We start from the raw sequence: 25,121 nt of genomic DNA on the forward strand, positions 1-25,121 counted from the left end.
TCGCCCTCGTCCACCTGCGGGTCGGCATCTCCATCGAATGGGTGAGGATCCACAGCCGCACCAGGAATAGGCTCCGTACATGTCCCTCGAACCACTTCTGCTCCGTCTCGACCGCATCGCCGGAGGGAGGCAGGCCGGCGTCGAGATCAGCGATGCCAATCGCACCCACCCGCGCACCCGCCGGGCGTTCACGTGGATCATCTGGCTGCTCGTCGTCGAACTGCTGATCGGCGTCGGCGCCGTCGTCGTCGCACTCGTGCTGGCCGCGGAGGGCGAGCCGGTTCCCCTCGCGGTGTGGATGCGCACGATCGTGGTGCTGGGGATGACGGCGACCCTGTTCTACTTCGCCTGGCGTGCCGCTCGTGGATGGCGGTGGGCCTACCTGCGCCTCCGTCTGTTCGCACAGATCTTCCCCGTGATCACGCTCGTCATGGCGGCCATCCCCGGGCTGTATCCGCTATGGATGGTCACCGAGCAGATCGTGTTCAGCCTCATCATGATCGGTATCGCGGACTTCCTCACCAGCGACCACATGCGCGCGATGTTCCGCGATCCGGCGATCGACGCACACGCCTAGCACCATCCTCCTGCCTGGAGCCAGCCCCTTTTCGGCCGGACCATGGCGTCGCATCCTGGGGTGATGATCGTCGCTCCGCCCTCTTCCTCGTTACCACAGACCGTCGGGACGAGAACATGACCTCGCTCGTGCGGGTCGTGCCGGGCGAAGACCTCGGATACCGTCGTCGTCGCTCCGGTTCGGGCTTCCGCTACGTCGACCAGGACGGTAACCCCGCACCGGAACCGGACCGGGAACGCATCCACGACCTCGTCATCCCGCCCGCCTGGGAAGGCGTCTGGATCGCCGCTGATCCGCTCGCCCACATCCAGGTCGTCGGCACTGACGAGGCGGGGCGCCGACAGTACCTCTACCACCCGCTCTGGCGCGTGCGTCGTGATCGGAGCAAGTTCCGCCGTGCACTCGATCTGGCGGAGCGGCTGCCGCGAGCGCGGGCGCGCGTCACCCGGGCTCTCGCCGACGAGAGTTTGTCCCGCGAGCGCGTGCTCGCTACCGCGTTCCGTCTGCTGGATGACGCTGCCTTGCGGGTCGGGTCGGACCGCTATCTCGTGAAGCACGGGAGCCGCGGATTGACCACGCTCCGTCGACGCGACGTGAAGATCACCGCGTCGACCGTCGCCCTGTCGTTCCCGGCGAAGAGCGGGCAGACGGCGTCGATCGAGATCTCCGATGCGCCGCTCGCCGAGGTGCTCACCGAGCTCTCCGCCGGGCCCGATCGTGCCTTCCTTCTCGCCTACCGCAAAGGGCGGCGAAGAGTGCGCATCACGCCCGCTGAGGTGAACGACTACCTGCGTCGTGTGACCGGCGGGGTCTTCTCGGCGAAGGACTTCCGCACCTTGCACGGCACGATTCTCGCGGCCGACGCGCTCGCACGGATCGGGGTGCTCGATACGACGGCTGAGCGCAAGAAGGCTGAGCGACTCGCGGTGCAGGCCACGGCCACCGCACTGGGCAACACGACGGCTGTCGCGCGCGGCAGCTACATCGATCCGCGGGTCTTCCGTCTCTACACTCGCGGAACGACGCTCGATCTGTCTGTCGCGCCCGAGACCGCGATCCGCCGGCTGCTCGCCGAGAAGCCCCGTCGGCGTCGCTGAGACGGGAGACGACGAAGCGGCCGCCACCGTCCGGTGAGCGACCGCTTCGACGCGTCGCTCAGTTGCTGCGCGGGTACGTGTAGAAGCCCTCGCCGGTCGCGACGCCGAGCTTGCCCTGGTCGATGTAGCGCTCCTTGATGAGATCGGCGAAGGCCTGCTGCTTCGCGTCGCCCATCCGGGAGATGTTGTAGGCGGTCGTGAGCCCGACGATGTCGTAGATCTCGAACGGGCCGGCCGGCGCCCCGGTGCCGATGCGCCACGTGGCGTCGATGGCCTCGGGTTCGGCGATGCCGTCGACCAGGAGCTCGCCGGCTGCTTGCAGGAACGGGACCAGCAGCGAGTTGAGCAGGTATCCCGCCTTCTCCTTCTTGATCTCGATCGGGACCATTCCGATCTGGCGCGCGAACTCGACGACCTGCTCGTAGACGGCGGGGTCGGTCGCGGGCGTGCCCATGACCTCGGCGGTGTTGTGCGACCAGATCTCGTTCGCGAAGTGCAGTGCGAGGAATCGGTCGGGCCGTCCGGTCGATTCGGCCAGAGCGCTCGGGAGCAGTGTGGAGGAGTTCGTTGCGAACACGGTCGCTGCGGGGGCTGCGTCTGCGATCGTGCGGTAGATGCTCTGCTTCAGTTCGAGGTTCTCCGGGACGGCTTCGATCACGAGGTCTGCGGAGGAGACGGCGTCGGCGAGGTCGGCGCTCAGACGGATGCGCTGGATCGCGGCCGCGGCGCCTCCGTCTGCGGCGCCGTCGACGTCATCGGCCTCGTAGCGGGCGGCGAGGCCCTGGAAGCGCTCGGATGCGCGATCGAGTGCGGGCTGGTCGATGTCGTATGCGACGACGTCGAAGCCGTGGAACGCGGTCTGGAACGCGATCTGCGATCCGAGGACGCCGGTACCGAGGACGGTGATGTTCTTCATTTCTCTTCCTTCTGTGGTGACCTTGTGGGTCGGTTTCCGCGAGTGTGCCGAGGCGCCCGGTCAGGGCAGGTCGGCGCTGTGGTCGAAGCGCTCGAGGTCGTGGGCGAACCGGGCGACCTCGTCGTCGGTCCACGGGGCGAGGTGCGCGTCGATGATCTTCTGCAGGGTGTCGAGGGTGCCGCGATAGGCCGCTGTGCCTGCGGGTGTGAGCTCGAGCGGGCGTCCGCGTCCTGAGTCACTGGGTGCTTCGCGGACGATCCCGAGCGAGGTCAGTGCGGCGAGTTGGCGCGACACGGTTGAGCGGTTCAGTCGGAACATGCGCGCGATGTCGATGGAGCGGATGCCGGGCTGTTCGGCGATGGCCATCACGATGGACTGGTCGGTGACCGAGAGGGGGGTCTCATCGAACCGGGCGTCTGCCAGGCCGCGGCGCGAGATCGCGACGAGCGAGCGGAGCACCGTCGCGCTGTGCCGGTCTCGTTGATCTGCCATATCCATCGCGCCTCCTGTTGTCTTATGCAACGTTACGCTTCTATGTTGCATTCCACAACAGAAGAGGGATCCGGGTCAGGATGAGTCGGATGAGTCGGATGACAGGATGGATGCATGGACACCGCCAATCTCACCCGCGAGGAGACGGCGGCGCGATCCGCTGCCGTCGCCGTGCACAGCATCCGCGTCGAACTCGATCTGACGAATGCCCCAGATCCGGGCACCACCGGTTTTCCGACGGTGACGACGATCGACTTCGATGCGACGGTGGCGGAGACCTGGCTCGATTTCATCGGGGAGTCCGTGGGTCGCGTGACGCTCAACGGTGTGGTCCAGGAGCCGCGTCACGACGGCGCGCGGATCGCCCTCGCAGGTCTTGGCGCGCGCAACGTCGTCGTGGTGGAGGCCGTCGGCGCGTACAGCAGATCCGGCGAAGGCCTCCACCGCTTCGTCGATCCGGCAGACGGGGAGACCTACCTCTACACCCAGTACGAGCCCGCGGATTCGCGCCGCGTGATGGCGTGCTTCGAGCAGCCCGACATCAAGGCGCCGTACACGTTCGTGGTGCACGCGCCGTCCGGCTGGGAGGTGCTGTCGAATCAGGTCGTCACCGGCGCACACGTGGATGGTGCGCGACAGCGTGTCGAGTTCGCCCCCACGCTGCCGATCTCGAGCTACATCACCGCGGTGGCTGCCGGACCCTACGTGCGCGTCGAGGGCGAATGGTCGCGCGACGATCAGCGGATCGCTCTCGGTGTGTTCGCGCGCCGCTCGCTCGCGCCGCACATGGAATCCGAGGAGATACTCGAGGTCACCCGTCAGGGTCTCGACTTCTTCACCGACGCGTTCGCCTATCCGTACCCCTGGGGCAAGTACGACCAGATCTTCGTGCCTGAGTACAATCTCGGCGCGATGGAGAATCCGGGCCTGGTGACCTTCACGGAGGCGTATCTGTCGCGAGGGGCGGCGACCGATGCCCAGCGTGCCGCGCGCGCGAACACGATCCTCCACGAGATGGCGCACATGTGGTTCGGCGACCTCGTCACCATGCGGTGGTGGGACGATCTCTGGCTCAAGGAGTCGTTCGCCGACTACATGGGCGCCCACGCATCGGCAGCTGCGACCCGCTTCACCGACGCGTGGGTGAAGTTCGCCGCCAGCCGCAAGGCGTGGGCGTACCAGCAGGACCAGCTGCCCACGACTCACCCGATCGTCGCCGACATCCCCGACCTCGAGGCGGCGAAGCTCAACTTCGACGGGATCACGTATGCCAAGGGTGCGGCGGTGCTCAAGCAGTTGGTCGCCTTCGTCGGTGAAGAGGCGTTCTTCGAAGGTGCGCGTCGATACTTCGCCGCCCACGCGTTCGGCAACACCACACTCGACGACCTGCTGGAACAGCTGAGCGCGGTATCGGGTCGGGACATGAGCGACTGGTCGCGGGCATGGCTCGAGACCTCCGGCATGTCCACGCTCGCGCTGGAGGAGGGAACCGATGGGGTCGAGCTGGTGCAGACGGATCCCCGTCCGCATCGACTGCGCATCGGGCTCTACGGGCACGAGGGAGACCGGATCGTTCGTCAGGAGCAGATGTCGCTCGACATCACCGCGCCTCGCACCGCCATCGACCTGCCGTTCGCCGAGCTCGTGATCCTGAACGACGACGATCTGACGTACGCGAAGGCACGTCTTGATGAGCGGTCTCTGCAGACCGTCGAGGAATCGCTGTCTGCTGTCGAGGATCCGCTGGCGCGGGCGTTGCTCTGGTCGTCGCTGTGGAACGCGACGCGCGACGGCGAACTCGATGCATCCCGCTATCTCGCCATCGCGCGCGCACACGCACCTGCCGAGGCGAACATCGGGTTGCTCTCCGGAGTCATCGCCAATGCGGCCTACGCAGTGCGCCACTTCGTCGTCGACGAGCGACGCGGGCAGGAACAGCGTGCATGGACCGAGACGACATGGGCGGCGCTGCAGAGGGCTGATGCCGGCAGCGACGCCCAGCTGAGCTGGGCGCGCGCCGTCGCCGGCGCGTCGGCCTATGACGACCTGCACAGTGCAGACCTCCGCGGCATGCTCGACGGTGCGGCACCTGAGGGGCTCACGGTCGATCCTGACCTGCGGTGGCAGATACTGACCGCACTCGTCACGACCGGGCATGCGACGGGCGACGACATCGAGGCGGAAGCCGCGGGTGACGATACCGGGAGCGGGCGCACGGCGGCCCGTCGGGCGCGTGCGTCACGACCGGATCCGGACGTGCGACGTGCGGCCTGGGACGCCGCCTGGGATGACCTGATGCTCAGCAACGACCATCTGGATGCGGAGATCGCGGGGTTCCGCGCCGGTGGCCGGCGCGATCTGATCGAGGGGTTCGACACGACGTACTTCGAGCGCATCGGCGCGGCGTGGAGCTCGCGCAGCATCGAACTCGCGCGTCGCCTGGTGATCGGGCTGTTCCCCGCGACGGACTCGCTGACCCTCGTCGACACCTGGCTCGCCGCGAATACGGCGGCGCCGGCAGCGCTCCGGCGCATCGTGATCGAGCAGCGGGATCATCTCGCACGGGAGCTGCGGGTGCGGGCTGCTCAGCGTCAGTCCGCGGCGCGCAGTTCCTCGGCCGTGCGGAGCCCCACCGCGCGATAGTCGGCGCGGTCATCGCTCTGCGTGAGCAGCATGAGCGAGATGTAGGCCGCCCAGGCGCGCGCACGAGTCCAGGTCAGCTCGTCGTAGCGATCCGCCGTCGCGGCCCGGAATGCGGATCGCCCTGGTGCGTCGAACAGCAACCAACTGGCGGCCAGGTCGTATGCAGGATCTCCGGCGGTGACATCGCCGAAGTCGATAAGCGCCACCAGCCGCGTGCCTTCGATGAGGATGTTCCCTGGGTGCAGGTCGCCGTGGACCCATACCCGCTCCGTGCTCGGCGGGGCGAGCAAACCGAGTTCCCATGCGTCTCGAAGCGGAGCCGCCTCGGCCGAGGCGGACAGGCGCGAACGCATCGCCGCGTCCCTGTGCTGCAACGGCACGCCGCGGACCGGGTTGTGCGGCGCATAGGCGGGAGCAGGGGAGTGCAGTGCCGACAGGGCTGCTGCGAGAACGGGCGCCCACGACGCGTTCTGCCGCCGCGGCGTGGTGAGCGCGCTTCCGCCCTCGATCCAGGGGATCACAGACCAGGCCCAGGGGAAGCGAGCTGTCGGCACTCCGCAGACGATAGGCACGGGGACACGGATACCGACAGACGCGAGCCGAGGCGCGATCTCGGGAAGCGCACGCTGCTCGTTCACGATCAGCGGTGCGGCTACTGCGCGTCGCGGCACCCTCACGGCGAACTCCTCGCCGAGGCGCCAGATCGTGTTGTCCCAGCCGTCGGCCAGACGTGTCAGGGGCAGCGCGGCGATGCGCGGCGCCGCATCACGGAGCAGATCGCGCAATCCCCGGTCATCGAGTGCGTGTTCGGCGGCGGGGGAGTCGGCCATGCTCAGAGATCGAGCGACTCGCCGGGCTCGAGGACGAAGAACTCGCCGCCGCCCTGCTCCGTCGCCCACTGCAGCCGCGCCCGGTGCATCGTCTTGCCCGCGACCGAGAGCGTCATGTCGTGGGTGCCGAAAGCGCGCCGTGGCTTCACGGCCAGCACGTAGTCCATCGCCTCGCCGATCTTCAGCCAGGGGGCGCCGAGCGGGGCCGCCAGAGTGTCGACCTCGATGCCCTCTGGAACCGCGTAGGAGTCGCCCGGGTAGTAGAGCTCCTCGTTCACCAGCACTCCGACGTTGTCGATCGTGGGGATCGAGGAGTGGATGACCGCGTGCGTGCCGCCGAAGAAGCGCAGCGCGAAGTCGCCCACAGCGACGGTGTCGCCGGGGGACACGACCGTGATGTCGTATCCGTCTGCGGCTGCTGCCACACCGGCAGGCGCGAAGATCGGAGTGCCGGGTGCGGCGCGCAGGAGACGATCGAGGTGCTCCGGCGTCCAGTGGTCGGGGTGCTCGTGCGTGAGCACGATGCCGACCAGGCCGTTGAGGTCGTCGAGCGGTGTGGTGAAGGAACCGGGATCGATCACCAGAGTCTGATCGCTCTGATCGATGCGGAGGGTGGCATGTTCGTACTTGGTCACGCGCATGGGACGAGTCAACTCCTTCTGAGGTCTGCGGGCAAACCGAATCAGGGTTCGCCACGCCCGGGGGTGCGGCACCCCCGGCTCGATTTGGCGCAGCAAGAATCGTCGTGGCATACTTGAACGGTTGTCGCGGGACGGAAACGTTCCGCCAGACGGCCCCATCGTATAGCGGCCTAGTACGCTGCCCTCTCACGGCGGTAACGCGGGTTCGAATCCCGCTGGGGTCACACAACAGGCGAAAGCCCTCGGTTCTCCGGGGGCTTTCGTCGTATCCGGCTCAGTTCACGGGGCGGAGCGAGAGTTCGCGGAACGTCCTGTTCTGCAGCGGAACGATCATCAGCGCGGCCATGGCTGCCCCGAACACCGTGAACGGCACCCACAGCGCCGTCGCCGAGGCGAGTGCACCGAACGCGACCATAGCGAGAGGCATCAGACAGTCATCACCCAGGCGTGTGATCGCCCCCATGCGGCCGAGGTAGGCGGTGTCGATCGTCGCGGCGAACGTCGAGCTCAGCAGCACGGACGCATATCCCGCGGTTGCTCCGATCACGAACGATGCCGTCGCCACCGTCCAGGAAGGTCCGACGCCGAGCGCGGCGATGCCGCATCCCTGCACCACGAGCGCCCAGAATCCGGCATAGGCTTCCCGTCGCGGACGCCATCGTGCGACAGAGGCGGCTCCGAGCGCCGCGCCGACTCCGAGGAGCGCCTCGAACAGGCCGACCGCCTGGGCGCCCCACCCCTGGTCGTGCGCCCGCAGCGCCAGCCCTATGCCAACCGCAGGTCCGACCGCGAGATTCAGGCCGGACAGGGCGATCACGAGCGTGCGTGTCGTCGGAGCCGCTCTCAGATGCGCGAATCCTCGGGCGATCCCGCGCAACGGCGACTCCTTCTCGGCGCGGGGCAGTGCGAAGCGCGGCCGCAGACCGATCGCGATGAACGCGACGACCGCGACGAAGGTGAGCGCATTGGCCGACGCGCTGCCGGCGAGTCCGGCATGCGCGACCACCACGCCGCCGATGGCAGCACCGCCCATCGTCCCCAGTCGGGAGGCTGTCTGCGCGATAGCGGCATAGGCGGGCAGATCCGACGCGCGGATGAGCTGTCTCGCGATGGTGCCGGCGGAGGGCTCGTAGAAGGCATCGCAGATCCCGAAGGCGATCGCGGCGAACAACAGCACGGGGAGGGTGGGCGACGCCCCGACCACCCAGACGGCCACGGCGATCAGCACCCCCACCCGCAGTGCGTTGAACAGCAGCATGACGCGGCGAGCATCCGCTCTGTCCGCGAGGATGCCGCCGAACAGCAGCACCGCGGCGCGGGGAACAGTGCCGGCTGCGACGACGAGCCCGGCCAGGGCGGGCGAGGCGATCTGCACGGCGGTCCAGGCCAGCGCGATCATCCACAGCGCGTCCCCGGCATCGGACAGCGCCTTGATCCCGATCCAGACCTGCACACGCCGATCGCGCGGGAAAGGCGGCGGCTCCCGCAGCAGGACGGGCTCCGCGACACTCATCACGGTTCCGTCGGGAACGCGTGTGAGAAGAAGAACACCGGCACCCGTTGCTGCCCGTCCGCTGTGTCGATCGACTCCTGCCATTCGCTCAGCGTCCGACGCAGACGCTCTGACAGGTCTCTGATCTCATCCGCCGACGCCCAGGCCGTCGTCTCGGTGTTGAAGGCGTCGTACTCGGCGTAGTTCGGATCGCCGCGACGACGTCGCCAGCGTTGCAGCCGCTCGATCTGCATCCGGATGCCCTGCCGCTCGGCCTCGCGGGCGAGAAGAGCTTCCGCGGGGGAGTCGGCGAAGTCCTCGGCCGACCAGGTCATGCCGCGACGCGCGAGGCGCCACCAGCTGGTGCGGCGATCTCCGCGGGGGTCTTCGGCGCGTTCGACGACACCGGCGCGTTCGAGCATCCGCAGGTGGTGGCTGATGCTGCCCACCTGAGCGTCGAGGGAGCGCGCGATCGTCGTGACCTGCGACGTCCCGTAGAGGAGCAGAAAGTCGAAGATGCGGCGGCGCAGCGGGTGGTGCACGGCGGTGATCACGGAGATGTCTTCCACGGGACGCCACGCTATGCCCGCTTCGGCGGACCCACAAGATTTCTTGTATACCCCGGAAAGACGGGATATGCGTGATCGTGGACAGAGCGAAAGCCGCCCCGGACGCATGTTCCGGGGCGGCTTTCGAGACGTCGTCAGTCCGCAGTGTTCTCGGCGCTGACCGCCTCGTCGCGTCGTGCCCGACGTGCGCGACGGATGAGCCAGACGATGAGCACGACGACGGCCGCGATGCCGAGCCAGGGGAGGATGAACCCGACCGCGATCACGAGGGCATTCAACGAGACGACCAGTCCGTTCCATCCGGCCAGCAGGCCGTCGGCGAAGCCGGCGGGGTCGGCGCTCGTCGGTGCCGCGGCACGCGTCAGCTCGACCTGCACGGTCGACATCGCGACCTGGTCCTCGACCGCGGCGAGCTGCTGCTCCCACGATTCGAGCTGAGCCTGACGATCGGTCAGGGCGACCTCGGCCTCGATGAGCTCGGAGACGCTCCCGGACTGCGCCATCAGTTCGCTCAACCGCGCGACGGATGCCTTGGTCGCTTCCACACGGGCCCGCAGATCGATCGCTGTCGCGGTCACATCCTGCTTCGAGATGGACGACGCGATCACCTCGCCGGAATCGCCGAGTTCGCCGATCACGTCGGTGAGGTCGGCAGAAGGCACGCGCACGCTGATCCAGCCGTACCCCTGATCGGGGGGAGCAGGCGCGGAGGTGTCGTCGGTCGCGAGCGCCTTACCGACCTGTGTGCTCTCCACATAGCCGCCGTGCTCCTCCGCGAGTGCGGTCACGGCCGCAGCGGCTGCCGGGATGTCCTTCACCTGAAGTGTGACGTTCGCCGTGGTGACGATGTCCCTGTCCGCATCCCCGGTGTCAGTGCCCATCAGCGTCGACGGCGCGTCACTCGACACATCTCCCGGTGCCATCTCTGCGCTGCGCTCGGGGGAGCCCGCAATCGAATCCGCGACGGATCCGCCCGACATGTCGGTGCCGTCGGCCGTGCTCATCACGGTTCCTGAGCCGACGGCACCCAGGATGGGCGGAGTCACGAGTACTCCGAGGGCGAATGCGGCAGCGATGCCGGCACCGGTCAACCACCGGCGCCGGCGAACCCGGGATCGCACGGCTGTCGGGGTGGAGGGCGACCTCTCCTCGGCGATCTGCGCGAACACGGAGTTCTCCATGCGGGCGATCGCGTCGTCCGAAAGTTCCGGCAGGTCGTCGATCGAAGTCTGGTCGTTCATGCGTCTCTCACTTCCTTGACGGCGCCACGCAATTGGGTGCGCACTCGGGAGAGACGGTTCCGGACCACGGCGTGGCTCACTCCCAGCTCATCGGCGGCAGCCTGATAGGCGTAGCCCTCCGATGCGCACAGACGGAAGATCTCGCGGTCGAGATCGTTCAGGGTTCCGACCTCCGCAGCGATCCGTGCAGCGAGCGCGGCCGTGATGACCTGCTCCTCCACGCTGACAGTGTCCGGGACGTTCTCGTCCAGAACCTCAGCGGTATGGGCCTGATCGCGTCGCCGTTGCCGCAGCCGATTCGCCGCTTGGAAGCGGCAGATCGTCGCCAGCCACGGCAGGATCGACTCCCCGTGCAGCTCCAGGGTCGGCAGTTTCCTCCAGGCGACCACGAATGTCTCCTGGGTGATGTCCTCGGCATCGGCGGACGATGCGAGGATGCCGTTGGCGATCCAGTAGACCGGCCGGACATGGGCCCGATACAGCTCGCGGAAGGCGCTCTCGTCGCCTGCCGCGGCCTGCGCCGCCCACTTCTGATCACTCGTCTGCACGGGCATCCTGATTCCGTTCGGTGTCTCTCACCAGAGAAGTGTCGACAGAATCGCCATCGTCTCAGAATCGACCGGCGAAGTCACGTGAGTGCGAACGGTCCTGCACCCCGCTCCGCTCCGCTAGCATGGGCTTCGCGAGGGGGAGTATCCCGTATCCGCGCGTAACGTCATCACGAGCACCAGATCCGCTGCTCCGGGCGCGCGACGCACTCTGTGCGGGGGAGAGACTCTCGGTGATCATCGACCCTTCTCGAAAGGCGCAGTGCGCGCGTGAACATTCCTGTCTGGTTCGAAGTCGGCTCGCTCGTCGTCCTCGTGCTCATCCTCATCGGCGACCTGATGCTCGTGCGCCTTCGGCCGCACATCCCGTCGACCAAGGAGTCCACACTGTGGGTCGCGTTCTACGTCGGCCTCGCGCTGGTTTTCGCCGGCTTGCTGTACCTGTTCGCGGGCGGCCAGTACGCCGGGGAGTTCCTCACCGGATGGGCGCTGGAGTACAGCCTCTCGATCGACAACCTCTTCGTCTTCGTGTTGATCATGGCTCAGTTCGCCGTGCCGCGGCGACTGCAGCAGATGGTGCTCATGGTCGGCATCATCATCGCCCTGGTACTGCGCGGGCTGTTCATCCTGCTCGGCGTCGCGATCATCGAGAACTTCTCACCGATCTTCTACATCTTCGGTGCCTTCCTGATCTACACCGCGATCCGCCAGGCGATGCCGGACGGCGACCACGACGGCGAGGTGCAGCGCGAGAACTTCATCGTCCGCCTGCTGCGCCGACGCATCGACATCAGCGAGGAGTACGACGGCAACAAGCTGCGCACGGTCGTCGACGGCAAGCGCATGTGGACGCCGATGATCATCGTCTTCGTCGCGATCGGTGTGACAGATCTGATGTTCGCGATCGACTCGATCCCCGCGATCTTCAGCATCACGCACAACAGCTTCCTGGTCTTCACGGCGAACATCTTCGCGCTGATGGGGCTGCGCCAGCTGTACTTCCTGCTGGGCGATCTGCTCGATCGGCTCCGCTACCTGCACTACGGCATCGCGATCATCCTCGGCTTCATCGGTGTCAAGCTCATCCTGCACGCCATGCACGAGAACGAACTGCCGTTCATCAACGGAGGCGAGCACATCGAGTGGGCTCCCGACATCCCCATCTGGATGTCGTTGACGGTCATCCTCGTGGCGATGGTCGGCGCGACCGTCGCCAGCCTGATCGCTTCCTCTCGTGAGAAGCGCGCGGAGAGGAACACCGCAGCCATCGTCGAGTGAGATCATGGCGCCATGACCCGTCACTGGACGCCCCTGGCCCTCGTCTATCTCGTGCTGGCGGTAGCCGGGCTCATCGGGACATGGGCGTTCAACCTTCTGGCGATCACGCAGATGACGGACTTCCTCGGCGATCTGGTCACCAGCGGCCCGGCGGTGTCGTCGATCACGGTCGATCTGCTCGTCGTGGCGATCGCGGGCAGCGTGTTCGTCATCGTCGAGGCGCGACGCCTCGGGATGAGACACGGCTGGCTCTACGTGGTCCTGTCGGGTCTGACGGCGTTCGCCTTCACCTTTCCGCTGTTCTTGGCGATGCGCCAGCGGCACGTCACTCGGCTGACCACAGCAGCTCCGCCTCGAGCGTGAGATCGATGACCTGACGCAGCAGCGACCCTGCTGTGGTCGACCGGAGCAGGGTGTATCGGTCGTATTCACCGAGCGGAGCGATCGCAGCGAGCTGCCACGCCGCGGCGAGCGGGTCATCGGACAGCTCGGTGCCGGCATCCCATCGCGCCTCGGGTGCGCGGGCGAGGGTGCGCCGCACGATCGCCTCGGCTTCGGTACGCAGAGGGGCGAGTGCGTCAGTCCACGCGAGCTCAGGGAGTGGCGTGACCTCGGCCCGGGGATAGGGATCGTCGTCCAACCACTCCTCCACGGTGAAGCGTTCGGTGCCGACTGCGACGGTGTGCAGCACCTCCGCGCCTGCGGCCACGCTGACGAGACGCGCCATCGTGCCGATGCTGGTGCGCCGGTCCCCGCCGCCGACCTCGTGGCCGCGCTCGATGAGCACGACACCGAACTTCGCTTCGTCCTCGTCGAGAAGCCGGCCGATCATGGTGAGGTATCGCGGCTCGAACACGCGCAGCGGGAGCGGGGTGTGCGGAAAGAGCACCGACCCGAGCGGGAACATCGGTATCGCGATCATGACATCAGTCAACACGGTGCGACGTACAGTGAACAGATGCGCAGGCCTACTCCCATCACCCCCGCTCCCGGTCAGGAATCCGTGTGGGACTACCCGAGGCCACCGCGGGTCGAACAGGTACCGGAGCGCGTCACCATCCGCCTCGGCGGCGAGGTGATCGTCGACACGGGTGGCGCGGTGCGCGTGCTCGAGACGAGCCATCCTCCCGTGTACTACCTTCCGATCGCCGACTTCGTTCCCGGTGCGCTCGCGGATTCGCCCGGCAGCTCTTTCTGCGAGTTCAAAGGCGCAGCGCGGTACTTCGATGTGCGCGGCGGCGTCGCCGTGCGCGAGGGCGCGGCGTGGAACTACCCGCACCCGTCGCCGGGGTTCGAGACGCTGGCCGACATGGTCGCCGTCTACGCCGGCCCCATGGACGAGTGCACCGTCGGCGGTGAAGTCGTCGTCCCGCAACCGGGCGGGTTCTACGGCGGGTGGGTCACGTCCTCCGTCGTCGGACCGTTCAAAGGTGTGCCCGGCTCGCAGGGCTGGTAGTCCTCCGGTCTGTACGCAGGCTCAGAATGCGCGCAGGTTGGCCTGCAGGCCGCCCTCGACGTAGTCGCGGCGCAGGATGCCGCGACGGCGCAGGATCGGCACGAGCTCGTCGAGCGTGCGGTGCAGTGTCACGGGATGGAAGTCGCCCCAGAGCAGTACTCCGTCGTTCCCCCACTCGCCCAGTTCCTCGACGAGATCGGCGAACTCTTCCGCAGTACCGACGAACCCGCTGCGGTCGCTGATGCGGCCGGCGCGAACGAGCGCGGTGAGGTGGGCGCGCAGTGGGGCATCCTCGCCACGATCGCCGATGAGGCGCTGGATGCTGCCGCGAGAGACGTGCGCGCCGAAGATCGACAGATCGAGAGGCTTGTCGAGATCGAGCGACGTCAGATCCGTCTCCAGGTCACTCGACTGCTTCCGGGCGATCTGGACGAGTGCCTCGTCATCGGGCTGCGCGGATGCGGCGACGATCCGATCCGCCTCCTCGACCGACGAGGTGATGACGGGTTGGATCGCGAACAGGACCTTGATGTCTTCCGGTCGCCGCCCCTTCGCGATCGCGGCGTCATGGATCTTCGCGCGGTAGGCGCGCACGGAGGCTTCATGCAGGGGCGCCAGGGCGAGCTGCACGTCGGAGTTCGCCCCTGCGAACCCCAGCCCACGTCCGGAGCCGCCGGGGGAGACGATGGCGGGCTCGCCGTCGGTGAACGGGAGCGCGTTGAGGGGACCGTCGAACGCGAAGTGCGCGCCGCGGTGCCGGATGGGTCGGAGCCTCGCGCCGTCCGCGTAGGTGTCTGTGTCACGGTCGGCGAGCAGGGCACCGTCGTCCCAGCTGTGCCAGAGCGCCCTGATGCCGTCGAGCCATTCCTCGGCACGGTCGTAGGCGGCGTCGTGATCGAGCTGCGGCGCATCCGAGAAGTGCCGCGCACTGCCGGTGTCGGTCACGACATTGAGTCCGAGGCGATGTCCGCTCAGATGCTGCAGCGTGGCGAACTGGCGTGCGGAGGTGAACGGCAGCGAGGCCGCAGGGTTCACGGTCGGGACGACCCCGAGGTGCTTCGTCGCCTGGAACAGGTACGGAGCGAGCAGGAGAGGATCGTGCTTCGGTCCTCCGAACGCGTGGCGGATACGGATGTCGATCGTCTCGGGCGACCCGAGCGAGGGACTGTCCTCGATGATGACGAGGTCGAAGCCGGCTTGTTCGAGCGTGCGTGCCGCTTCCTGATAGATCTCGGGACGTGTCCAGTCGTAGTCCCAGTCGAGCGAGGGGTAGCCCCAGCCCTGCGGGCCGAAGCCGCGGGCGAGGAACCAGCCGAAGTGCTGCGGACGGCTCATGCGATTGCGGCCTCGGTCAGGGCGAGCACGTGCGCGAGGTCGCCGATCAGATCGCTCACGTCCTCGATCCCGATCGAGAGGCGCAGCGTGCCGGGGCGCACGCCGAGGACTTCGCGTTCCTCCGCGCTGCGCTGGGCGTGGCTGGTCGTGCCGGGATGCAGCACCAGGGAGCGCACGTCGCCGATGTGGGTCATGTGGACGAACACCTCGACGCTCTCGACGAAACGACGCGCTGCCGGCAGCCCTCCGCGCAGCGTGAAGGTGAATATCGACCCGTATCCGCCCTGGAGGTAGTGTTCGGCCTTGGCGTGGTCGGGGTGGGACGGCAGGCCGGCGTAGTCGACGCTCTCGACCTCGTCCTGCGCCTCCAGCCAGCGGGCGACCTCGAGGGCATTGCGCGACTGTCGCTCGACGCGGAGACCCAGGGTCTCGACGCCCTGGCCGATCAGGAAGGCGTTCAGAGGTGAGGGGGATGCGCCGAAACGGGGCGCGACGGACTCCCGCGCGTAGGCGATCCGTGCGTTGCCACCGTGGCGCGCCGCGACGCTGGGCAGATCACCGCGACCGGGAAGGACGAGGTGCGGCGCATTGTGCCCGTGCCGCGCGGCATCGAAACGACCATCGTCGATGATCACGCCGCCCAGCACGGAACCGTGCCCGGCGAGGAACTTCGAGGCGGAGTGCACGACGATCGCGGCTCCGTGCTCCAGCGGACGCACCAGATAGGGAGTGGCCAGGGTGTTGTCGACGATCAGTGGGATCGCGGCCTGGTCGGCCACCGCGCTGATCGCCTTGATGTCGAGGATGTCGTTCCTGGCGTTCGCGATGGACTCCGCGAACAGCGCGCGCGTGTTCGGACGGATCTCCGCGCGCCAGGCCTCCGGATCGTCGATGTCGTCGATGAACGTGGTCTCGATGCCCAGCCGCGCGAGGTTGTCGAGCAGCAGACCACGCGTCCCCTCATAGATGTGGGTCGAGCTCACGATGTGGTCGCCCGCACCGGCGACGGTCAGGAGAGCCGTGACGACGGCCGCCTGGCCGCTGGCGACGAGCACGGCATCCGCGCCGGACTCGAGGGCCGCGAGCTGGCGCTCGACGGTGCGCACCGTCGGGTTGCCCGTGCGGGTGTAGCCGAAGCCTGTGCCGGTGCCGAAATGGTCCGCCGCATGGTCGAAGTCGTCGAACTCGAAGCCCGCCGTCAGAAAGATCGGAGTGGCCCGCGACGTGGCCGTCTCCCGGATGCGCCCGGCATGGACCGCACGGGTGACGAAGTGGGTGGAGTCGGCGGTCATACGGATACCTCTCGGATCGGGCAGGTCTCAGTAGAGTGTCACGGCGGATCACACCGCGCTGAAGCGGTGGTAATCTGACGTCATGCGGATCGTGCTCCTTCTTAGCGGCCGCGACGAGACCTCGTTCTGAGCCCCTCCTCGTCGCGGAGTCCATCGTGGGCCGAACCGCCAGCTTCAGGAGACACGCAATGAACACCCCCGCATCAGGTGCCGATCACGTACGCCCCCGCACGCTCGCCGAGAAGGTCTGGGATGACCACCTCGTCGTGAAGGGCGAGAACGGCGAGCCGGACCTCATCTACATCGACCTCCACCTGGTCCACGAGGTCACCAGCCCCCAGGCATTCGACGGCCTGCGCAGCGAAGGGCGTCCGCTGCGTCGCGTGGATCTGACCATCGCGACCGAGGACCACAACACTCCGACGTGGGAGATCGACAAGCCGATCGCCGATCTGACCAGCCGCACGCAGATCGAGACGCTGCGCCGCAACGCGGCGGAGTTCGGCGTCCGGCTCCACTCGCTGGGCGATGCCGAGCAGGGCATCGTGCACGTCGTCGGTCCGCAGCTCGGGCTCACCATGCCGGGAATCACGGTCGTGTGCGGCGACTCGCACACCTCCACGCACGGCGCGTTCGGCGCGATGGCGTTCGGTATCGGCACGAGCGAGGTCGAGCATGTGATGGCCACGCAGACGCTCCCGCTGAAGCCGTTCAAGACCATGGCGATCACGGTCGACGGCACGCTGCGTCCCGGCGTCACGGCGAAGGACATCATCCTCGCGGTGATCGCGAAGATCGGTACCGGCGGGGGACAGGGCTACGTGCTCGAGTTCCGCGGCAGTGCGATCCGTGCGCTCTCCATGGAGGGCCGGATGACGATCTGCAACATGTCGATCGAAGCAGGCGCCCGCGCCGGCATGGTCGCCCCCGACGAGACGACGTTCGCGTACCTCGAAGGCCGCCAGCACGCGCCCAAGGGGCAGGACTGGGATGACGCCGTCGCCTACTGGCGCACGTTGCCGACCGACGAGGGCGCGACTTTCGACGCGGAGGTCTTCATCGATGCCGACCAGCTCGAGCCGTTCGTGACTTGGGGCACCAACCCCGGTCAGGGAAGCTCGCTGTCGGCGTCCGTCCCGAACCCTGCCGACATCAGCGACCCCAACGAACGTGCAGCGGCCGAGCGGGCACTGGAGTACATGGACCTCACCCCTGGCACCCCTCTCAAAGAGGTTCCCGTCGATGCCGTGTTCATGGGCTCGTGCACGAACAGCCGCATCGAGGACCTGCGGGCGTTCGCCTCGATCATCGAAGGCAAGAAGAAGGCGGACGGCGTCCGTGTCATGGTCGTCCCCGGATCCGCCCGCGTACGCCTGGAGGCAGAAGCGGAGGGCCTCGACAAGATCATCAAGGACTTCGGAGCGGAGTGGCGGTTCGCCGGCTGCTCGATGTGCCTGGGGATGAACCCCGACCAGCTCGCACCGGGGGAGCGCTGCGCTTCCACCTCCAACCGCAACTTCGAGGGGCGCCAAGGCAAGGGCGGGCGCACGCACCTGGTCTCCCCGCTGGTCGCCGCAGCGACCGCCATCCGCGGCACGCTGTCCAGCCCCGGCGATCTGCTCGTCACCATCGGAGAAGAGGCCTGATCATGGAGAAGTTCACGACCCACACGGGTATCGCAGCGCCGCTGAAGCGCTCCAACGTCGACACGGATCAGATCATCCCCGCGGTCTTCCTCAAGCGTGTGACCAAGACCGGGTTCGAGGATGCGCTGTTCTACGCCTGGCGCCAGGATGACGAGTTCGTGCTGAACCAGCCCGTCTTCCAGGGAGCGTCCGTGCTCGTCGCCGGACCCGACTTCGGCACCGGATCGAGCCGTGAGCACGCTGTCTGGGCGCTGCGCGACTTCGGCTTCAAGGTGGTGCTCAGCCCGCGTTTCGCTGACATCTTCCGCGGCAACTCCGGCAAGCAGGGTCTGCTCGCCGCGACCATCTCGGAAGAGGATCTGGAACGGATCTGGGCCGAGATCGACCGCGTCCCCGGGGCGAGCATCACGGTCGACCTCGAGGCGCGCACCGCTTCGATCGGCGACATCCAGGCTGAGATCGGGATCGACGATTACACTAGATGGCGGCTCCTCGAAGGGCTCGATGACATCGGGCTCACACTGCGCAACGAAGACAAGATCGCGCAGTTCGAGGCCCGTCGCGAGTCGTGGCGGCCCCGGACCCTCCCCGTGCAGTGATACGGAAGGGGCGGGTGGCCTCGGGGCGACCCGCCCCTGATTTTCCGTGAATGAAGTGAGGCTCCGAATGACGACACCCGTGCGCGATGCTCTTCCGGACGGAGTCCCCGCTCTCACCGGAGACGTCCTTGCGATTCGAGGAGGACGCCCGCTGCGTGGCCGCGTCGACGTCAAGGGGGCGAAGAACCTCGCCACCAAGGCGATGGTCGCCTCGCTCCTGGGCGACTCGGTCAGCGTGCTGCGCGATGTCCCCGCGATCAGTGATGTCGCCGTGGTGCGGTCTCTGCTCGAGGTGCATGGCGTCCGCGTCTCCGACGGAGACGAGCCCGGCGCCCTGGTGTTCGACCCCAGCGATGTCGAATCCGCGCACTTCGAGGAGATCGACGCGCACGCGGGAGCCTCCCGTATCCCGATCCTCTTCTGCGGTCCGCTTCTGCACCGCCTGGGTCAGGCCTTCATCCCCGACCTCGGCGGATGCCGTATCGGCGACCGTCCGATCGACTTCCACCTGGACGCGCTGCGCAAGTTCGGTGCGGTCGTCGAGAAGCTTCCGAGCGGCATCCGTCTCTCTCGTCCTGGTGCGCGTCTGCACGGCGCGAACATCCACCTGCCCTACCCGAGTGTCGGCGCGACCGAGCAGGTGCTGCTGACCGCGGTCCGTGCCGAGGGCGTCACCGAACTGCGCAACGCGGCGATCGAGCCCGAGATCATGGATCTCATCGCGGTGCTGCAGAAGATGGGCGCCATCATCTCGTACGAGCCCAACCGGGTCATCGTCATCGAGGGCGTCGAGAAGCTCCGCGGCTACGACCACCGCTCGATCTTCGACCGCAACGAAGCTGCGTCGTGGGCCTCCGCCGCGCTGGCCACTGACGGCGAGATCTTCGTCGGCGGTGCCAAGCAGCAGGAGATGCTCACGTTCCTCAACGTCTTCCGCAAGGCGGGCGGTTGGTTCGACATCAAGGAGGACGGAATCCTCTTCCGTCGTGACGGCGAGCTGAAGCCCGTGGTCATCGAGACCGACGTGCACCCCGGGTTCATGACCGACTGGCAGCAGCCCCTCGTCGTCGCGCTCACCCAGGCGAACGGACGCTCCGTGGTGCACGAGACCGTGTACGAGAACCGGCTCGGTTTCACCGATGCCCTGGTCAAGATGGGCGCAGACATCGTCGTGCACCCGCGTGGCCTGCAGGCAGGTCCCCGTCGCGTTCCGCGTCGTGACCTGGAGCAGGCGGCGGTCATCACCGGCCCGACGCCGCTGCACGGCGCCGACATCGTCGTTCCCGATCTGCGCGGCGGATACAGCCACGTGATCGCCGCTCTCACTGCCTCCGGTGAGTCGCAGGTCTCGGGCGTCGACATCCTCAGCCGCGGCTACGAGAAGTTCCTCGCCAAGCTCGACGCCGTCGGCGCTGACTTCGACGTCATCCGGTGACGCCGGTGTCTTCCGGTTCGGGGGAGAAGTCGCGGCCGAGCCTGTTCTGGCCGGTCGCGGCGATCGTCGTCCCGTTGGTCTCGCTGATCGCGAAGGTCAGGGTCACCGGCGCGGAGAAGCTTCCGCGTACCGGCGCGTTCGTGCTGGCACCGAATCACTACTCGGAGTTCGACCCGCTGATCGTCGCCCTTGCGGTGTGGCGGATCGGGCGCGCTCCACGGTTCATGGCCAAGGAGAGCCTGTTCAAGGTTCCCGTCCTGGGCTGGGTGCTGCGGCGCACGGGCATGATCCCGGTCGCACGCACCTCATCGGCCTCATCCGCGAAGCTGACCATGAAGCAGTCCGCTGAACTCGTGGAGCATGGCCGCGGCGTGATCGTGTACCCCGAGGGAACCCTCACCCGCGACCCCGAGCTGTGGCCCATGCGCGGCAAGTCCGGCGCGGTCCGTCTGGCGCTCGCGGACGGCATCCCGCTCATCCCGATGGCCCAGTGGGGTACCCAGGAGATCATGGGTCGCTACCAGAAGGGCCTCAGCCTCTGGCCGCTGCGCAAACCCGTGCAGGTCATCATCGGGGATCCTGTCGACGTGTCCGATCTCCGCGGGCGTGCCGGCGAGCAGTCCGCTCTCAACGAGGCCACGAACCGGCTCATGAACGCGATCACCGCGCTGCTCGAAGAGCTGCGCGACGAGAAGGCGCCGGCTGAACGCTGGAACCCCACGAGCCATGGTCAGAAGGAGACGGGTCGTCTTGACTCCTAAGAGAAACGCGCCCGTCGGTCCCCGGGCGACCGTGATCGGCGCGGGCAGCTGGGGAACCACGTTCGGCAAGATCCTCGCCGATGGTGGCGCTCAGGTGACCATGTGGGCCCGCCGCGCCGAGCTGGCGCAGGAGATCAACGAAGCCAAGCGCAACTCCCGCTACCTCCCGGGCATCAACCTGCCCCGCACGATGGCGGCGACTCACGAGTTGGCGACCGCGATGCAGGGCGCCGAGCAGATCTACCTGTCGGTGCCGAGCCAGTCGCTGCGCGAGAACCTCAAGGCGCTGCGGCCGCTGCTCTCCGAGAGCGACGCGAAGATCGTGAGCCTGATGAAGGGCGTCGAGCGTGGCACGGGGCTGCGCATGAGCCAGGTCATCCAGCAGGAGCTGCGCTGCGATCCCGACCGGATCGCGGTGGCCTCAGGACCGAACCTCGCGCTGGAGATCGCCCGCGAGCAGCCGACGGCCGCCGTCATCTCCTCACGGAGCCAGGAGACGGCGGAGATCGTCGCGCGAGCGGCGCGGAACAACTACTTCCGCACGTTCGTGAACACCGACGTGATCGGCACCGAGTTCGGCGGCGTACTCAAGAACCTGATCGCGGTGGCGATCGGCATCGTCGACGGTGTCGGCTACGGCGAGAACACCAAGGCATCGATCATCACCCGCGGACTCGTGGAGATGACCGACTTCGCGGTGGCGAACGGAGCTCACCCCGAGACGCTCCAGGGGCTGGCGGGACTGGGTGATCTGATCGCCACCTGCCAGTCGCCGCTCAGCCGCAACAACACGGCTGGGCGCCTGCTCGGCCAGGGATACAGCTTCCAGGACGTCGTGAAGCAGATGCAGCAGACAGCCGAGGGCCTCGCGTCCGTGGCGCCGATCCTGCAGCTCGCGCGCGAGTCCGAAGTGGACATGCCCATCGTCGAGCAGGTGAAGATGGTGCTGGACGGGAAGATGGATCCCCGTGACATCGCACCCCACCTGACGACGGACGACGACACCCCCCAGGGTGAGAGGACCAACCATGGACAAGCAGACGGTGGTGGTGCTCTTCGGAGGACGCTCCAGCGAGCATTCGATCAGTTCCGCCACGGCGGGGGGCGTGCTGGGCGCGATTGATCGCGACCGCTACGACGTGATCCCCATCGGGATCACCCGGGAAGGGGCCTTCGTCCTCGAGGATGATGACCCCGCGAAGTTCCCCCTCGACGCCGAGCATCTTCCGGAGGTCGTCGACAACGGCAGCCGCGTGCGCTGGCCCGAGCCCGGCGGCGACCGCACGCTGCGCGTCGTGCACACCGACGGTACCGTCGAGGGACTCGGCGAGATCGACATCGTGCTGCCGATCCTGCATGGCACTCACGGCGAAGACGGCACGATCCAGGGGTACTTCGACACTCTCGAGGTTCCCTACGCCGGCGGCGGTGTGCTCGATTCCGCGCTGTGCATGGACAAGCACTTCATGAAGATCGCGCTCCAGGCGGCAGGAATCGCCGTCGCACCGTGGGTGACCGTGCGTCGGCGGGACTGGGCCGAGAACGCTGAGACGATCCGCGAGGATGCCGCGGCGCTGGGCCTTCCGCTCTTCGTCAAGCCCGCGCGTGCGGGCTCCAGCGTCGGAGTGTCGAAGGTCGCCGTGCCCGAAGAGCTCGATGCCGCACTCGCACTGGCCTTCGCCGAGGACGACAAGGTGCTCATCGAGACCGGCGTCGTCGGCCGCGAGATCGAGGTCGCCGTTCTGGAGACTGCAGAGGGCGTACGCGCCTCCCTTCCGGGCGAGATCGTGCTGACCTCGCGCGGTTTCTACGACTTCGAGGGCAAGTACCTTGGGGGAGATGGCGTCGATGTGGTCTGCCCGGCTGAGCTTACCGAGGCCGAGGTGTCGGCGATCCAGGAGGCCGGCATCCGCGCCTTCGAGGCTGTCGACGGGCGAGGACTCGCTCGTGTCGACATGTTCCTCACCGCCGCCGGCGAGCTGGTCGTCAACGAACTCAACACGATGCCGGGCTTCACGCCGATCTCGATGTTCCCCAAGTGCTGGGTCGCGTCGGGGCTGAGCTACGGCGATCTGATCTCGGAACTGATCGAGGCGGGTCTGCGCCGCTGACGGTGCGCCCGGGCGAGAACGCGGTTCGCGCCCGGGCGGGTCTACGTCAGCTGGCGGGTGTCTCGACGCGGTCGGTGCAGTGCGCCGTGGCAGGCGCGAGTCCCGACTGGATGTTGGACGAGAGCTTGTCGACCACGGTGGCGAAGTCGATCTCCTCGCCGCGGCGGATGTTGACCTCGATCGCGGGGTCGCGTCCGTAGGTGATGAGACGCTGGCGGTTCTCCTCCTGGTCGAGGACCAGCCAATCGACGCCGCCGAGCGTCGTGCAGTTGAGCGTCGAGGGCGCGGGCGGTTCGACGCCGCAACGCAGCACGATCGTGGGGTCCCCCCAGGCTCCTGTCGCCTGGGCGTCCGTCCAGACCCGGTCGAAACCGGCGAGGTTGTCCGGAAGCAGCACGGAGACCGCAGCACATGCCGGGTTGTTCGCATCGTCGGCGGGTTCGATGTGCACCGTGGTCGAGCATCCGGCGAGGAAGGCGGCCACGATCACCGCACTCCCTGCGGCAGCGAGACGTCGGATACGGGGCATGCTTCCAGGCTACCTTTGACAGCATGCCCTCCCGACCCGAAGCCGATGATCCACGCCTGGGCGACCTCTCCGAAGGACGCATCCTGCACGCGATCCTCTCGCGCACCGCACCTGCGACGCACACGATCCTCGGACCGGGTGATGACGCCGCCGTGATCGCCGCGCCTTCGGGCAGTGTGGTGGCGACGACCGACACGCTCGTCCACGGCCCCGACTTCCGCCTCGCCTGGACCAGCGGCTACGACCTGGGGTGGAAGGCCGCGGCGGTCAACCTCGCCGACATCGCCGCGATGGGCGCACAGCCGACTGCGCTCCTCGTCGCGCTGGCGATTCCACGGGATCTTCGGCTGTCGTTCGTCGAGCGTCTCGCCGACGGCTTCCGCGACGCCTGTGCGGCGCTCGCTCCCGGCTGCGCCGTCGTCGGCGGCGACCTGACGACGTCTGACGTGCTCACGGTCGCGGTCACCGCACTGGGCGATCTGGAAGGACGGGAGGCTGTGACCCGCTCCGGCGCGCGACCCGGCGACGCGGTCGCGGTGGCGGGCGAGCTCGGACATGCCGCGCACGGGTTGTCGATCCTGTTCGACAAGTTCCGCGAAGACGGCTCGCCGGTGCCGGTCGACCCGGCACGCCTTGCGTCGGGGGAGAGCGCCGCGCTCAGCGCACAGCTGCGTCCTGCCCCTCCCATCGGTCTGGGGCGCATCGCCGCGATCTCCGGAGCGACGTCGATGATGGACGTCTCCGACGGTCTGGCGCTGGACGCAGGGCGCTTGGCCACCGCTTCGGGCGTGACGCTCGCTCTGCGTCGTGCAACGCTCGGCGACGATCCTCACCGCGCTCTCATGGGTGGCGAGGATCACGCGTTGCTCGCGACCTTCCCGGACGGCGTGCTACCCCCAGGGTTCCGGATCATCGGTGAAGTGCGCCCGCGAGGAGCGGACAGTGTCTTGTGCGATGAGGCGCCGGTCGAGGTCGTCGGATGGGACCCCTATCGAGACTGGGACTCGGTCTCCGGCTGATCCGCCGCGTCAGAGTCGTCATCCTGCGCCGTTGTCGCATCAGTTGACGGGAGCGGTTTCGCCCACCAGAGGGTCGTGTCGCCGTAGTTCTTCTCGCGGAGGAGCTCGAGTCCCGCAGCGGCGAGGTCCGGCACTGCGGATCGCTTGGCGCGCTCGATGACGACCACGGCATGTGCTGACAGCAGGGGAGCGAGGGCCTTCAGGTCCTCATTCATCGCCTCGTCGCCGAGGTCATAGGGCGGGTCGGTGAAGACGAGGTCGAAGGTCCCCGTGGCGCGCAGCAGGTACGCCCGCACCGCGCTCTCGTGCACGCGGGCAACAGGGAAGCCGCCGGCCCGCGCCACAGCGGCGGCATTGCGACGGATGACGGCAGCAGCGGCACGATTCTGCTCCACCAGCTCGACGCTCTCTGCTCCGCGGCTGAGGGACTCCAAGCCCAGCGCGCCCGAACCCGCGTAGAGGTCGAGGACGCGGGCGCCGTCGATCGCATCCGCCGAGTCCAGCGAACCGAACAGAGACTCCCGCACACGGTCACTGGTCGGACGCGTACCGGCGCTGGGTACGTCGAGCCTGGCGCCGCCCGCGCGGCCTGCGATGATCCTCGTCACCTGATC

General features: G+C 67.7%; 26 protein-coding genes and 1 tRNA gene. 14 read left to right on the plus strand and 13 right to left on the minus strand.

Annotation, left to right across the window (positions count from 1 at the left end; all coding sequences use genetic code 11):
• Positions 1-79: 79 nt before the first annotated feature.
• Complete coding sequence (locus tag MRBLWO12_RS05040) at positions 80-577, plus strand: hypothetical protein (RefSeq protein ID WP_363553300.1); 498 nt, start codon at positions 80-82, stop codon at positions 575-577.
• Between the two features lie 116 nt (positions 578-693).
• Complete coding sequence (locus tag MRBLWO12_RS05045; protein ID WP_363553302.1) at positions 694-1,674, plus strand: DNA topoisomerase IB; 981 nt, start codon at positions 694-696, stop codon at positions 1,672-1,674.
• 58 nt (positions 1,675-1,732) lie between these two features.
• Here MRBLWO12_RS05045 and MRBLWO12_RS05050 read toward each other — a convergent pair whose 3' ends face one another.
• Both MRBLWO12_RS05050 and MRBLWO12_RS05055 read right to left on the minus strand, forming a co-directional pair.
• Positions 1,733-2,590, minus strand: coding sequence for a 3-hydroxyacyl-CoA dehydrogenase (locus MRBLWO12_RS05050; protein ID WP_363553304.1), 858 nt, complete (start codon positions 2,588-2,590; stop codon positions 1,733-1,735).
• 60 nt (positions 2,591-2,650) lie between these two features.
• Entirely contained in the window at positions 2,651-3,082 is a 432-nt protein-coding gene (locus MRBLWO12_RS05055) for a MarR family winged helix-turn-helix transcriptional regulator (RefSeq protein ID WP_363553306.1), read from the minus strand.
• 114 nt (positions 3,083-3,196) lie between these two features.
• Here MRBLWO12_RS05055 and pepN point away from each other — a divergent pair, with 114 nt between their 5' ends.
• On the plus strand, positions 3,197-5,725 hold the full coding sequence (pepN, locus tag MRBLWO12_RS05060) for an aminopeptidase N (protein WP_363553308.1): 2,529 nt from the start codon (positions 3,197-3,199) through the stop codon (positions 5,723-5,725).
• On the opposite strand, the gene MRBLWO12_RS05065 is transcribed toward pepN, so the two are convergent.
• Positions 5,674-6,555, minus strand: a complete 882-nt coding sequence (locus tag MRBLWO12_RS05065) for an aminoglycoside phosphotransferase family protein (RefSeq protein ID WP_363553310.1) — start codon at positions 6,553-6,555, stop codon at positions 5,674-5,676. The genes pepN and MRBLWO12_RS05065 overlap by 52 nt on opposite strands.
• A gap of 2 nt (positions 6,556-6,557) precedes the next feature.
• Entirely contained in the window at positions 6,558-7,196 is a 639-nt protein-coding gene (locus tag MRBLWO12_RS05070; protein WP_363553312.1) for an MBL fold metallo-hydrolase, read from the minus strand.
• A 151-nt stretch (positions 7,197-7,347) separates the two neighbouring features.
• Between MRBLWO12_RS05070 and MRBLWO12_RS05075 the strand changes: the two genes are divergently transcribed.
• A tRNA-Glu gene (locus MRBLWO12_RS05075) sits at positions 7,348-7,420 on the plus strand.
• Between the two features lie 50 nt (positions 7,421-7,470).
• On the opposite strand, the gene MRBLWO12_RS05080 is transcribed toward MRBLWO12_RS05075, so the two are convergent.
• From MRBLWO12_RS05080 to MRBLWO12_RS05095, 4 genes are all read right to left on the minus strand, one after another.
• Positions 7,471-8,709 (minus strand): MFS transporter, encoded by a 1,239-nt coding sequence (locus tag MRBLWO12_RS05080; protein WP_363553314.1) that lies wholly within the window; start codon positions 8,707-8,709, stop codon positions 7,471-7,473.
• Positions 8,709-9,257 (minus strand): ArsR/SmtB family transcription factor, encoded by a 549-nt coding sequence (locus MRBLWO12_RS05085; RefSeq protein WP_363553316.1) that lies wholly within the window; start codon positions 9,255-9,257, stop codon positions 8,709-8,711. The genes MRBLWO12_RS05080 and MRBLWO12_RS05085 overlap by 1 nt, the downstream gene beginning before the upstream one ends.
• Positions 9,258-9,391: 134 nt before the next feature.
• On the minus strand, positions 9,392-10,498 hold the full coding sequence (locus tag MRBLWO12_RS05090) for a DUF4349 domain-containing protein (RefSeq protein WP_363553318.1): 1,107 nt from the start codon (positions 10,496-10,498) through the stop codon (positions 9,392-9,394).
• The gene (locus MRBLWO12_RS05095; protein WP_363553320.1) at positions 10,495-11,052 is read right to left on the minus strand and encodes an RNA polymerase sigma factor; all 558 of its coding nucleotides are present in this window, start codon (positions 11,050-11,052) and stop codon (positions 10,495-10,497) included. Before MRBLWO12_RS05095 ends, MRBLWO12_RS05090 begins: the two co-directional genes overlap by 4 nt.
• Positions 11,053-11,316: 264 nt before the next feature.
• Here MRBLWO12_RS05095 and MRBLWO12_RS05100 point away from each other — a divergent pair, with 264 nt between their 5' ends.
• Positions 11,317-12,324, plus strand: a complete 1,008-nt coding sequence (locus MRBLWO12_RS05100; protein ID WP_363553322.1) for a TerC family protein — start codon at positions 11,317-11,319, stop codon at positions 12,322-12,324.
• A 12-nt stretch (positions 12,325-12,336) separates the two neighbouring features.
• Positions 12,337-12,687 (plus strand): DUF2834 domain-containing protein, encoded by a 351-nt coding sequence (locus MRBLWO12_RS05105; RefSeq protein WP_363553324.1) that lies wholly within the window; start codon positions 12,337-12,339, stop codon positions 12,685-12,687.
• On the opposite strand, the gene MRBLWO12_RS05110 is transcribed toward MRBLWO12_RS05105, so the two are convergent.
• Positions 12,650-13,246, minus strand: coding sequence for an LON peptidase substrate-binding domain-containing protein (locus MRBLWO12_RS05110; protein ID WP_363553326.1), 597 nt, complete (start codon positions 13,244-13,246; stop codon positions 12,650-12,652). The genes MRBLWO12_RS05105 and MRBLWO12_RS05110 overlap by 38 nt on opposite strands.
• A 36-nt stretch (positions 13,247-13,282) precedes the next feature.
• Here MRBLWO12_RS05110 and MRBLWO12_RS05115 point away from each other — a divergent pair, with 36 nt between their 5' ends.
• Positions 13,283-13,780: a DUF427 domain-containing protein gene (locus tag MRBLWO12_RS05115; RefSeq protein ID WP_363553328.1), complete on the plus strand. Its 498-nt coding sequence runs from the start codon at positions 13,283-13,285 to the stop codon at positions 13,778-13,780.
• A 21-nt stretch (positions 13,781-13,801) separates the two neighbouring features.
• Here MRBLWO12_RS05115 and MRBLWO12_RS05120 read toward each other — a convergent pair whose 3' ends face one another.
• Both MRBLWO12_RS05120 and MRBLWO12_RS05125 read right to left on the minus strand, forming a co-directional pair.
• On the minus strand, positions 13,802-15,115 hold the full coding sequence (locus tag MRBLWO12_RS05120; protein ID WP_363553330.1) for an LLM class flavin-dependent oxidoreductase: 1,314 nt from the start codon (positions 15,113-15,115) through the stop codon (positions 13,802-13,804).
• Entirely contained in the window at positions 15,112-16,407 is a 1,296-nt protein-coding gene (locus MRBLWO12_RS05125) for an O-acetylhomoserine aminocarboxypropyltransferase/cysteine synthase family protein (RefSeq protein ID WP_363553332.1), read from the minus strand. The genes MRBLWO12_RS05120 and MRBLWO12_RS05125 overlap by 4 nt, the downstream gene beginning before the upstream one ends.
• A 188-nt stretch (positions 16,408-16,595) precedes the next feature.
• On the opposite strand from MRBLWO12_RS05125, the gene leuC reads away from it, so the two are divergent.
• From leuC to MRBLWO12_RS05155, 6 genes are all read left to right on the plus strand, one after another.
• Positions 16,596-18,053, plus strand: coding sequence for a 3-isopropylmalate dehydratase large subunit (gene leuC / locus MRBLWO12_RS05130; RefSeq protein ID WP_363553334.1), 1,458 nt, complete (start codon positions 16,596-16,598; stop codon positions 18,051-18,053).
• 2 nt (positions 18,054-18,055) lie between these two features.
• Positions 18,056-18,652, plus strand: coding sequence for a 3-isopropylmalate dehydratase small subunit (gene leuD / locus MRBLWO12_RS05135; protein ID WP_363553336.1), 597 nt, complete (start codon positions 18,056-18,058; stop codon positions 18,650-18,652).
• 67 nt (positions 18,653-18,719) lie between these two features.
• Entirely contained in the window at positions 18,720-20,087 is a 1,368-nt protein-coding gene (gene murA, locus MRBLWO12_RS05140) for a UDP-N-acetylglucosamine 1-carboxyvinyltransferase (RefSeq protein WP_363553338.1), read from the plus strand.
• Entirely contained in the window at positions 20,084-20,848 is a 765-nt protein-coding gene (locus MRBLWO12_RS05145; protein ID WP_363553340.1) for a lysophospholipid acyltransferase family protein, read from the plus strand. The genes murA and MRBLWO12_RS05145 overlap by 4 nt, the downstream gene beginning before the upstream one ends.
• Positions 20,838-21,971, plus strand: coding sequence for an NAD(P)H-dependent glycerol-3-phosphate dehydrogenase (locus MRBLWO12_RS05150; RefSeq protein ID WP_363553342.1), 1,134 nt, complete (start codon positions 20,838-20,840; stop codon positions 21,969-21,971). The genes MRBLWO12_RS05145 and MRBLWO12_RS05150 overlap by 11 nt, the downstream gene beginning before the upstream one ends.
• A complete protein-coding gene (locus tag MRBLWO12_RS05155; RefSeq protein WP_363553344.1) occupies positions 21,877-22,959 on the plus strand; it encodes a D-alanine--D-alanine ligase family protein in 1,083 nt (360 codons plus the stop codon). The genes MRBLWO12_RS05150 and MRBLWO12_RS05155 overlap by 95 nt, the downstream gene beginning before the upstream one ends.
• A gap of 46 nt (positions 22,960-23,005) precedes the next feature.
• On the opposite strand, the gene MRBLWO12_RS05160 is transcribed toward MRBLWO12_RS05155, so the two are convergent.
• Positions 23,006-23,488: a DUF3515 family protein gene (locus MRBLWO12_RS05160; RefSeq protein WP_363553346.1), complete on the minus strand. Its 483-nt coding sequence runs from the start codon at positions 23,486-23,488 to the stop codon at positions 23,006-23,008.
• Between the two features lie 23 nt (positions 23,489-23,511).
• Between MRBLWO12_RS05160 and thiL the strand changes: the two genes are divergently transcribed.
• The gene (gene thiL, locus MRBLWO12_RS05165) at positions 23,512-24,507 is read left to right on the plus strand and encodes a thiamine-phosphate kinase (RefSeq protein ID WP_363553348.1); all 996 of its coding nucleotides are present in this window, start codon (positions 23,512-23,514) and stop codon (positions 24,505-24,507) included.
• Here the strand turns inward: thiL and rsmD are convergent.
• Entirely contained in the window at positions 24,477-25,115 is a 639-nt protein-coding gene (gene rsmD, locus MRBLWO12_RS05170) for a 16S rRNA (guanine(966)-N(2))-methyltransferase RsmD (protein WP_363553350.1), read from the minus strand. The genes thiL and rsmD overlap by 31 nt on opposite strands.
• Between the last annotated feature and the right edge of the window lie 6 nt (positions 25,116-25,121).

The organism is Microbacterium sp. LWO12-1.2, assembly GCF_040675875.1.
Classification (GTDB): Bacteria; Actinomycetota; Actinomycetes; order Actinomycetales; family Microbacteriaceae; genus Microbacterium.

What these genes read in the sequence shown, in the direction of transcription:
- MRBLWO12_RS05040 (WP_363553300.1), top strand. Translation starts at nt 80, where the DNA reads ATGTCCCTCGAACCACTTCTGCTCCGTCTCGACCGCATCGCCGGAGGG.
- MRBLWO12_RS05045 (WP_363553302.1), top strand. Translation starts at nt 694, where the DNA reads ATGACCTCGCTCGTGCGGGTCGTGCCGGGCGAAGACCTCGGATACCGT.
- MRBLWO12_RS05050 (WP_363553304.1), bottom strand. Translation starts at nt 2,590, where the DNA reads ATGAAGAACATCACCGTCCTCGGTACCGGCGTCCTCGGATCGCAGATC.
- MRBLWO12_RS05055 (WP_363553306.1), bottom strand. Translation starts at nt 3,082, where the DNA reads ATGGCAGATCAACGAGACCGGCACAGCGCGACGGTGCTCCGCTCGCTC.
- pepN (WP_363553308.1), top strand. Translation starts at nt 3,197, where the DNA reads ATGGACACCGCCAATCTCACCCGCGAGGAGACGGCGGCGCGATCCGCT.
- MRBLWO12_RS05065 (WP_363553310.1), bottom strand. Translation starts at nt 6,555, where the DNA reads ATGGCCGACTCCCCCGCCGCCGAACACGCACTCGATGACCGGGGATTG.
- MRBLWO12_RS05070 (WP_363553312.1), bottom strand. Translation starts at nt 7,196, where the DNA reads ATGCGCGTGACCAAGTACGAACATGCCACCCTCCGCATCGATCAGAGC.
- MRBLWO12_RS05080 (WP_363553314.1), bottom strand. Translation starts at nt 8,709, where the DNA reads ATGAGTGTCGCGGAGCCCGTCCTGCTGCGGGAGCCGCCGCCTTTCCCG.
- MRBLWO12_RS05090 (WP_363553318.1), bottom strand. Translation starts at nt 10,498, where the DNA reads ATGAACGACCAGACTTCGATCGACGACCTGCCGGAACTTTCGGACGAC.
- MRBLWO12_RS05095 (WP_363553320.1), bottom strand. Translation starts at nt 11,052, where the DNA reads ATGCCCGTGCAGACGAGTGATCAGAAGTGGGCGGCGCAGGCCGCGGCA.
- MRBLWO12_RS05105 (WP_363553324.1), top strand. Translation starts at nt 12,337, where the DNA reads ATGACCCGTCACTGGACGCCCCTGGCCCTCGTCTATCTCGTGCTGGCG.
- MRBLWO12_RS05110 (WP_363553326.1), bottom strand. Translation starts at nt 13,246, where the DNA reads ATGATCGCGATACCGATGTTCCCGCTCGGGTCGGTGCTCTTTCCGCAC.
- MRBLWO12_RS05115 (WP_363553328.1), top strand. Translation starts at nt 13,283, where the DNA reads ATGCGCAGGCCTACTCCCATCACCCCCGCTCCCGGTCAGGAATCCGTG.
- MRBLWO12_RS05120 (WP_363553330.1), bottom strand. Translation starts at nt 15,115, where the DNA reads ATGAGCCGTCCGCAGCACTTCGGCTGGTTCCTCGCCCGCGGCTTCGGC.
- MRBLWO12_RS05125 (WP_363553332.1), bottom strand. Translation starts at nt 16,407, where the DNA reads ATGACCGCCGACTCCACCCACTTCGTCACCCGTGCGGTCCATGCCGGG.
- leuC (WP_363553334.1), top strand. Translation starts at nt 16,596, where the DNA reads ATGAACACCCCCGCATCAGGTGCCGATCACGTACGCCCCCGCACGCTC.
- leuD (WP_363553336.1), top strand. Translation starts at nt 18,056, where the DNA reads ATGGAGAAGTTCACGACCCACACGGGTATCGCAGCGCCGCTGAAGCGC.
- murA (WP_363553338.1), top strand. Translation starts at nt 18,720, where the DNA reads ATGACGACACCCGTGCGCGATGCTCTTCCGGACGGAGTCCCCGCTCTC.
- MRBLWO12_RS05155 (WP_363553344.1), top strand. Translation starts at nt 21,877, where the DNA reads ATGGACAAGCAGACGGTGGTGGTGCTCTTCGGAGGACGCTCCAGCGAG.
- MRBLWO12_RS05160 (WP_363553346.1), bottom strand. Translation starts at nt 23,488, where the DNA reads ATGCCCCGTATCCGACGTCTCGCTGCCGCAGGGAGTGCGGTGATCGTG.
- thiL (WP_363553348.1), top strand. Translation starts at nt 23,512, where the DNA reads ATGCCCTCCCGACCCGAAGCCGATGATCCACGCCTGGGCGACCTCTCC.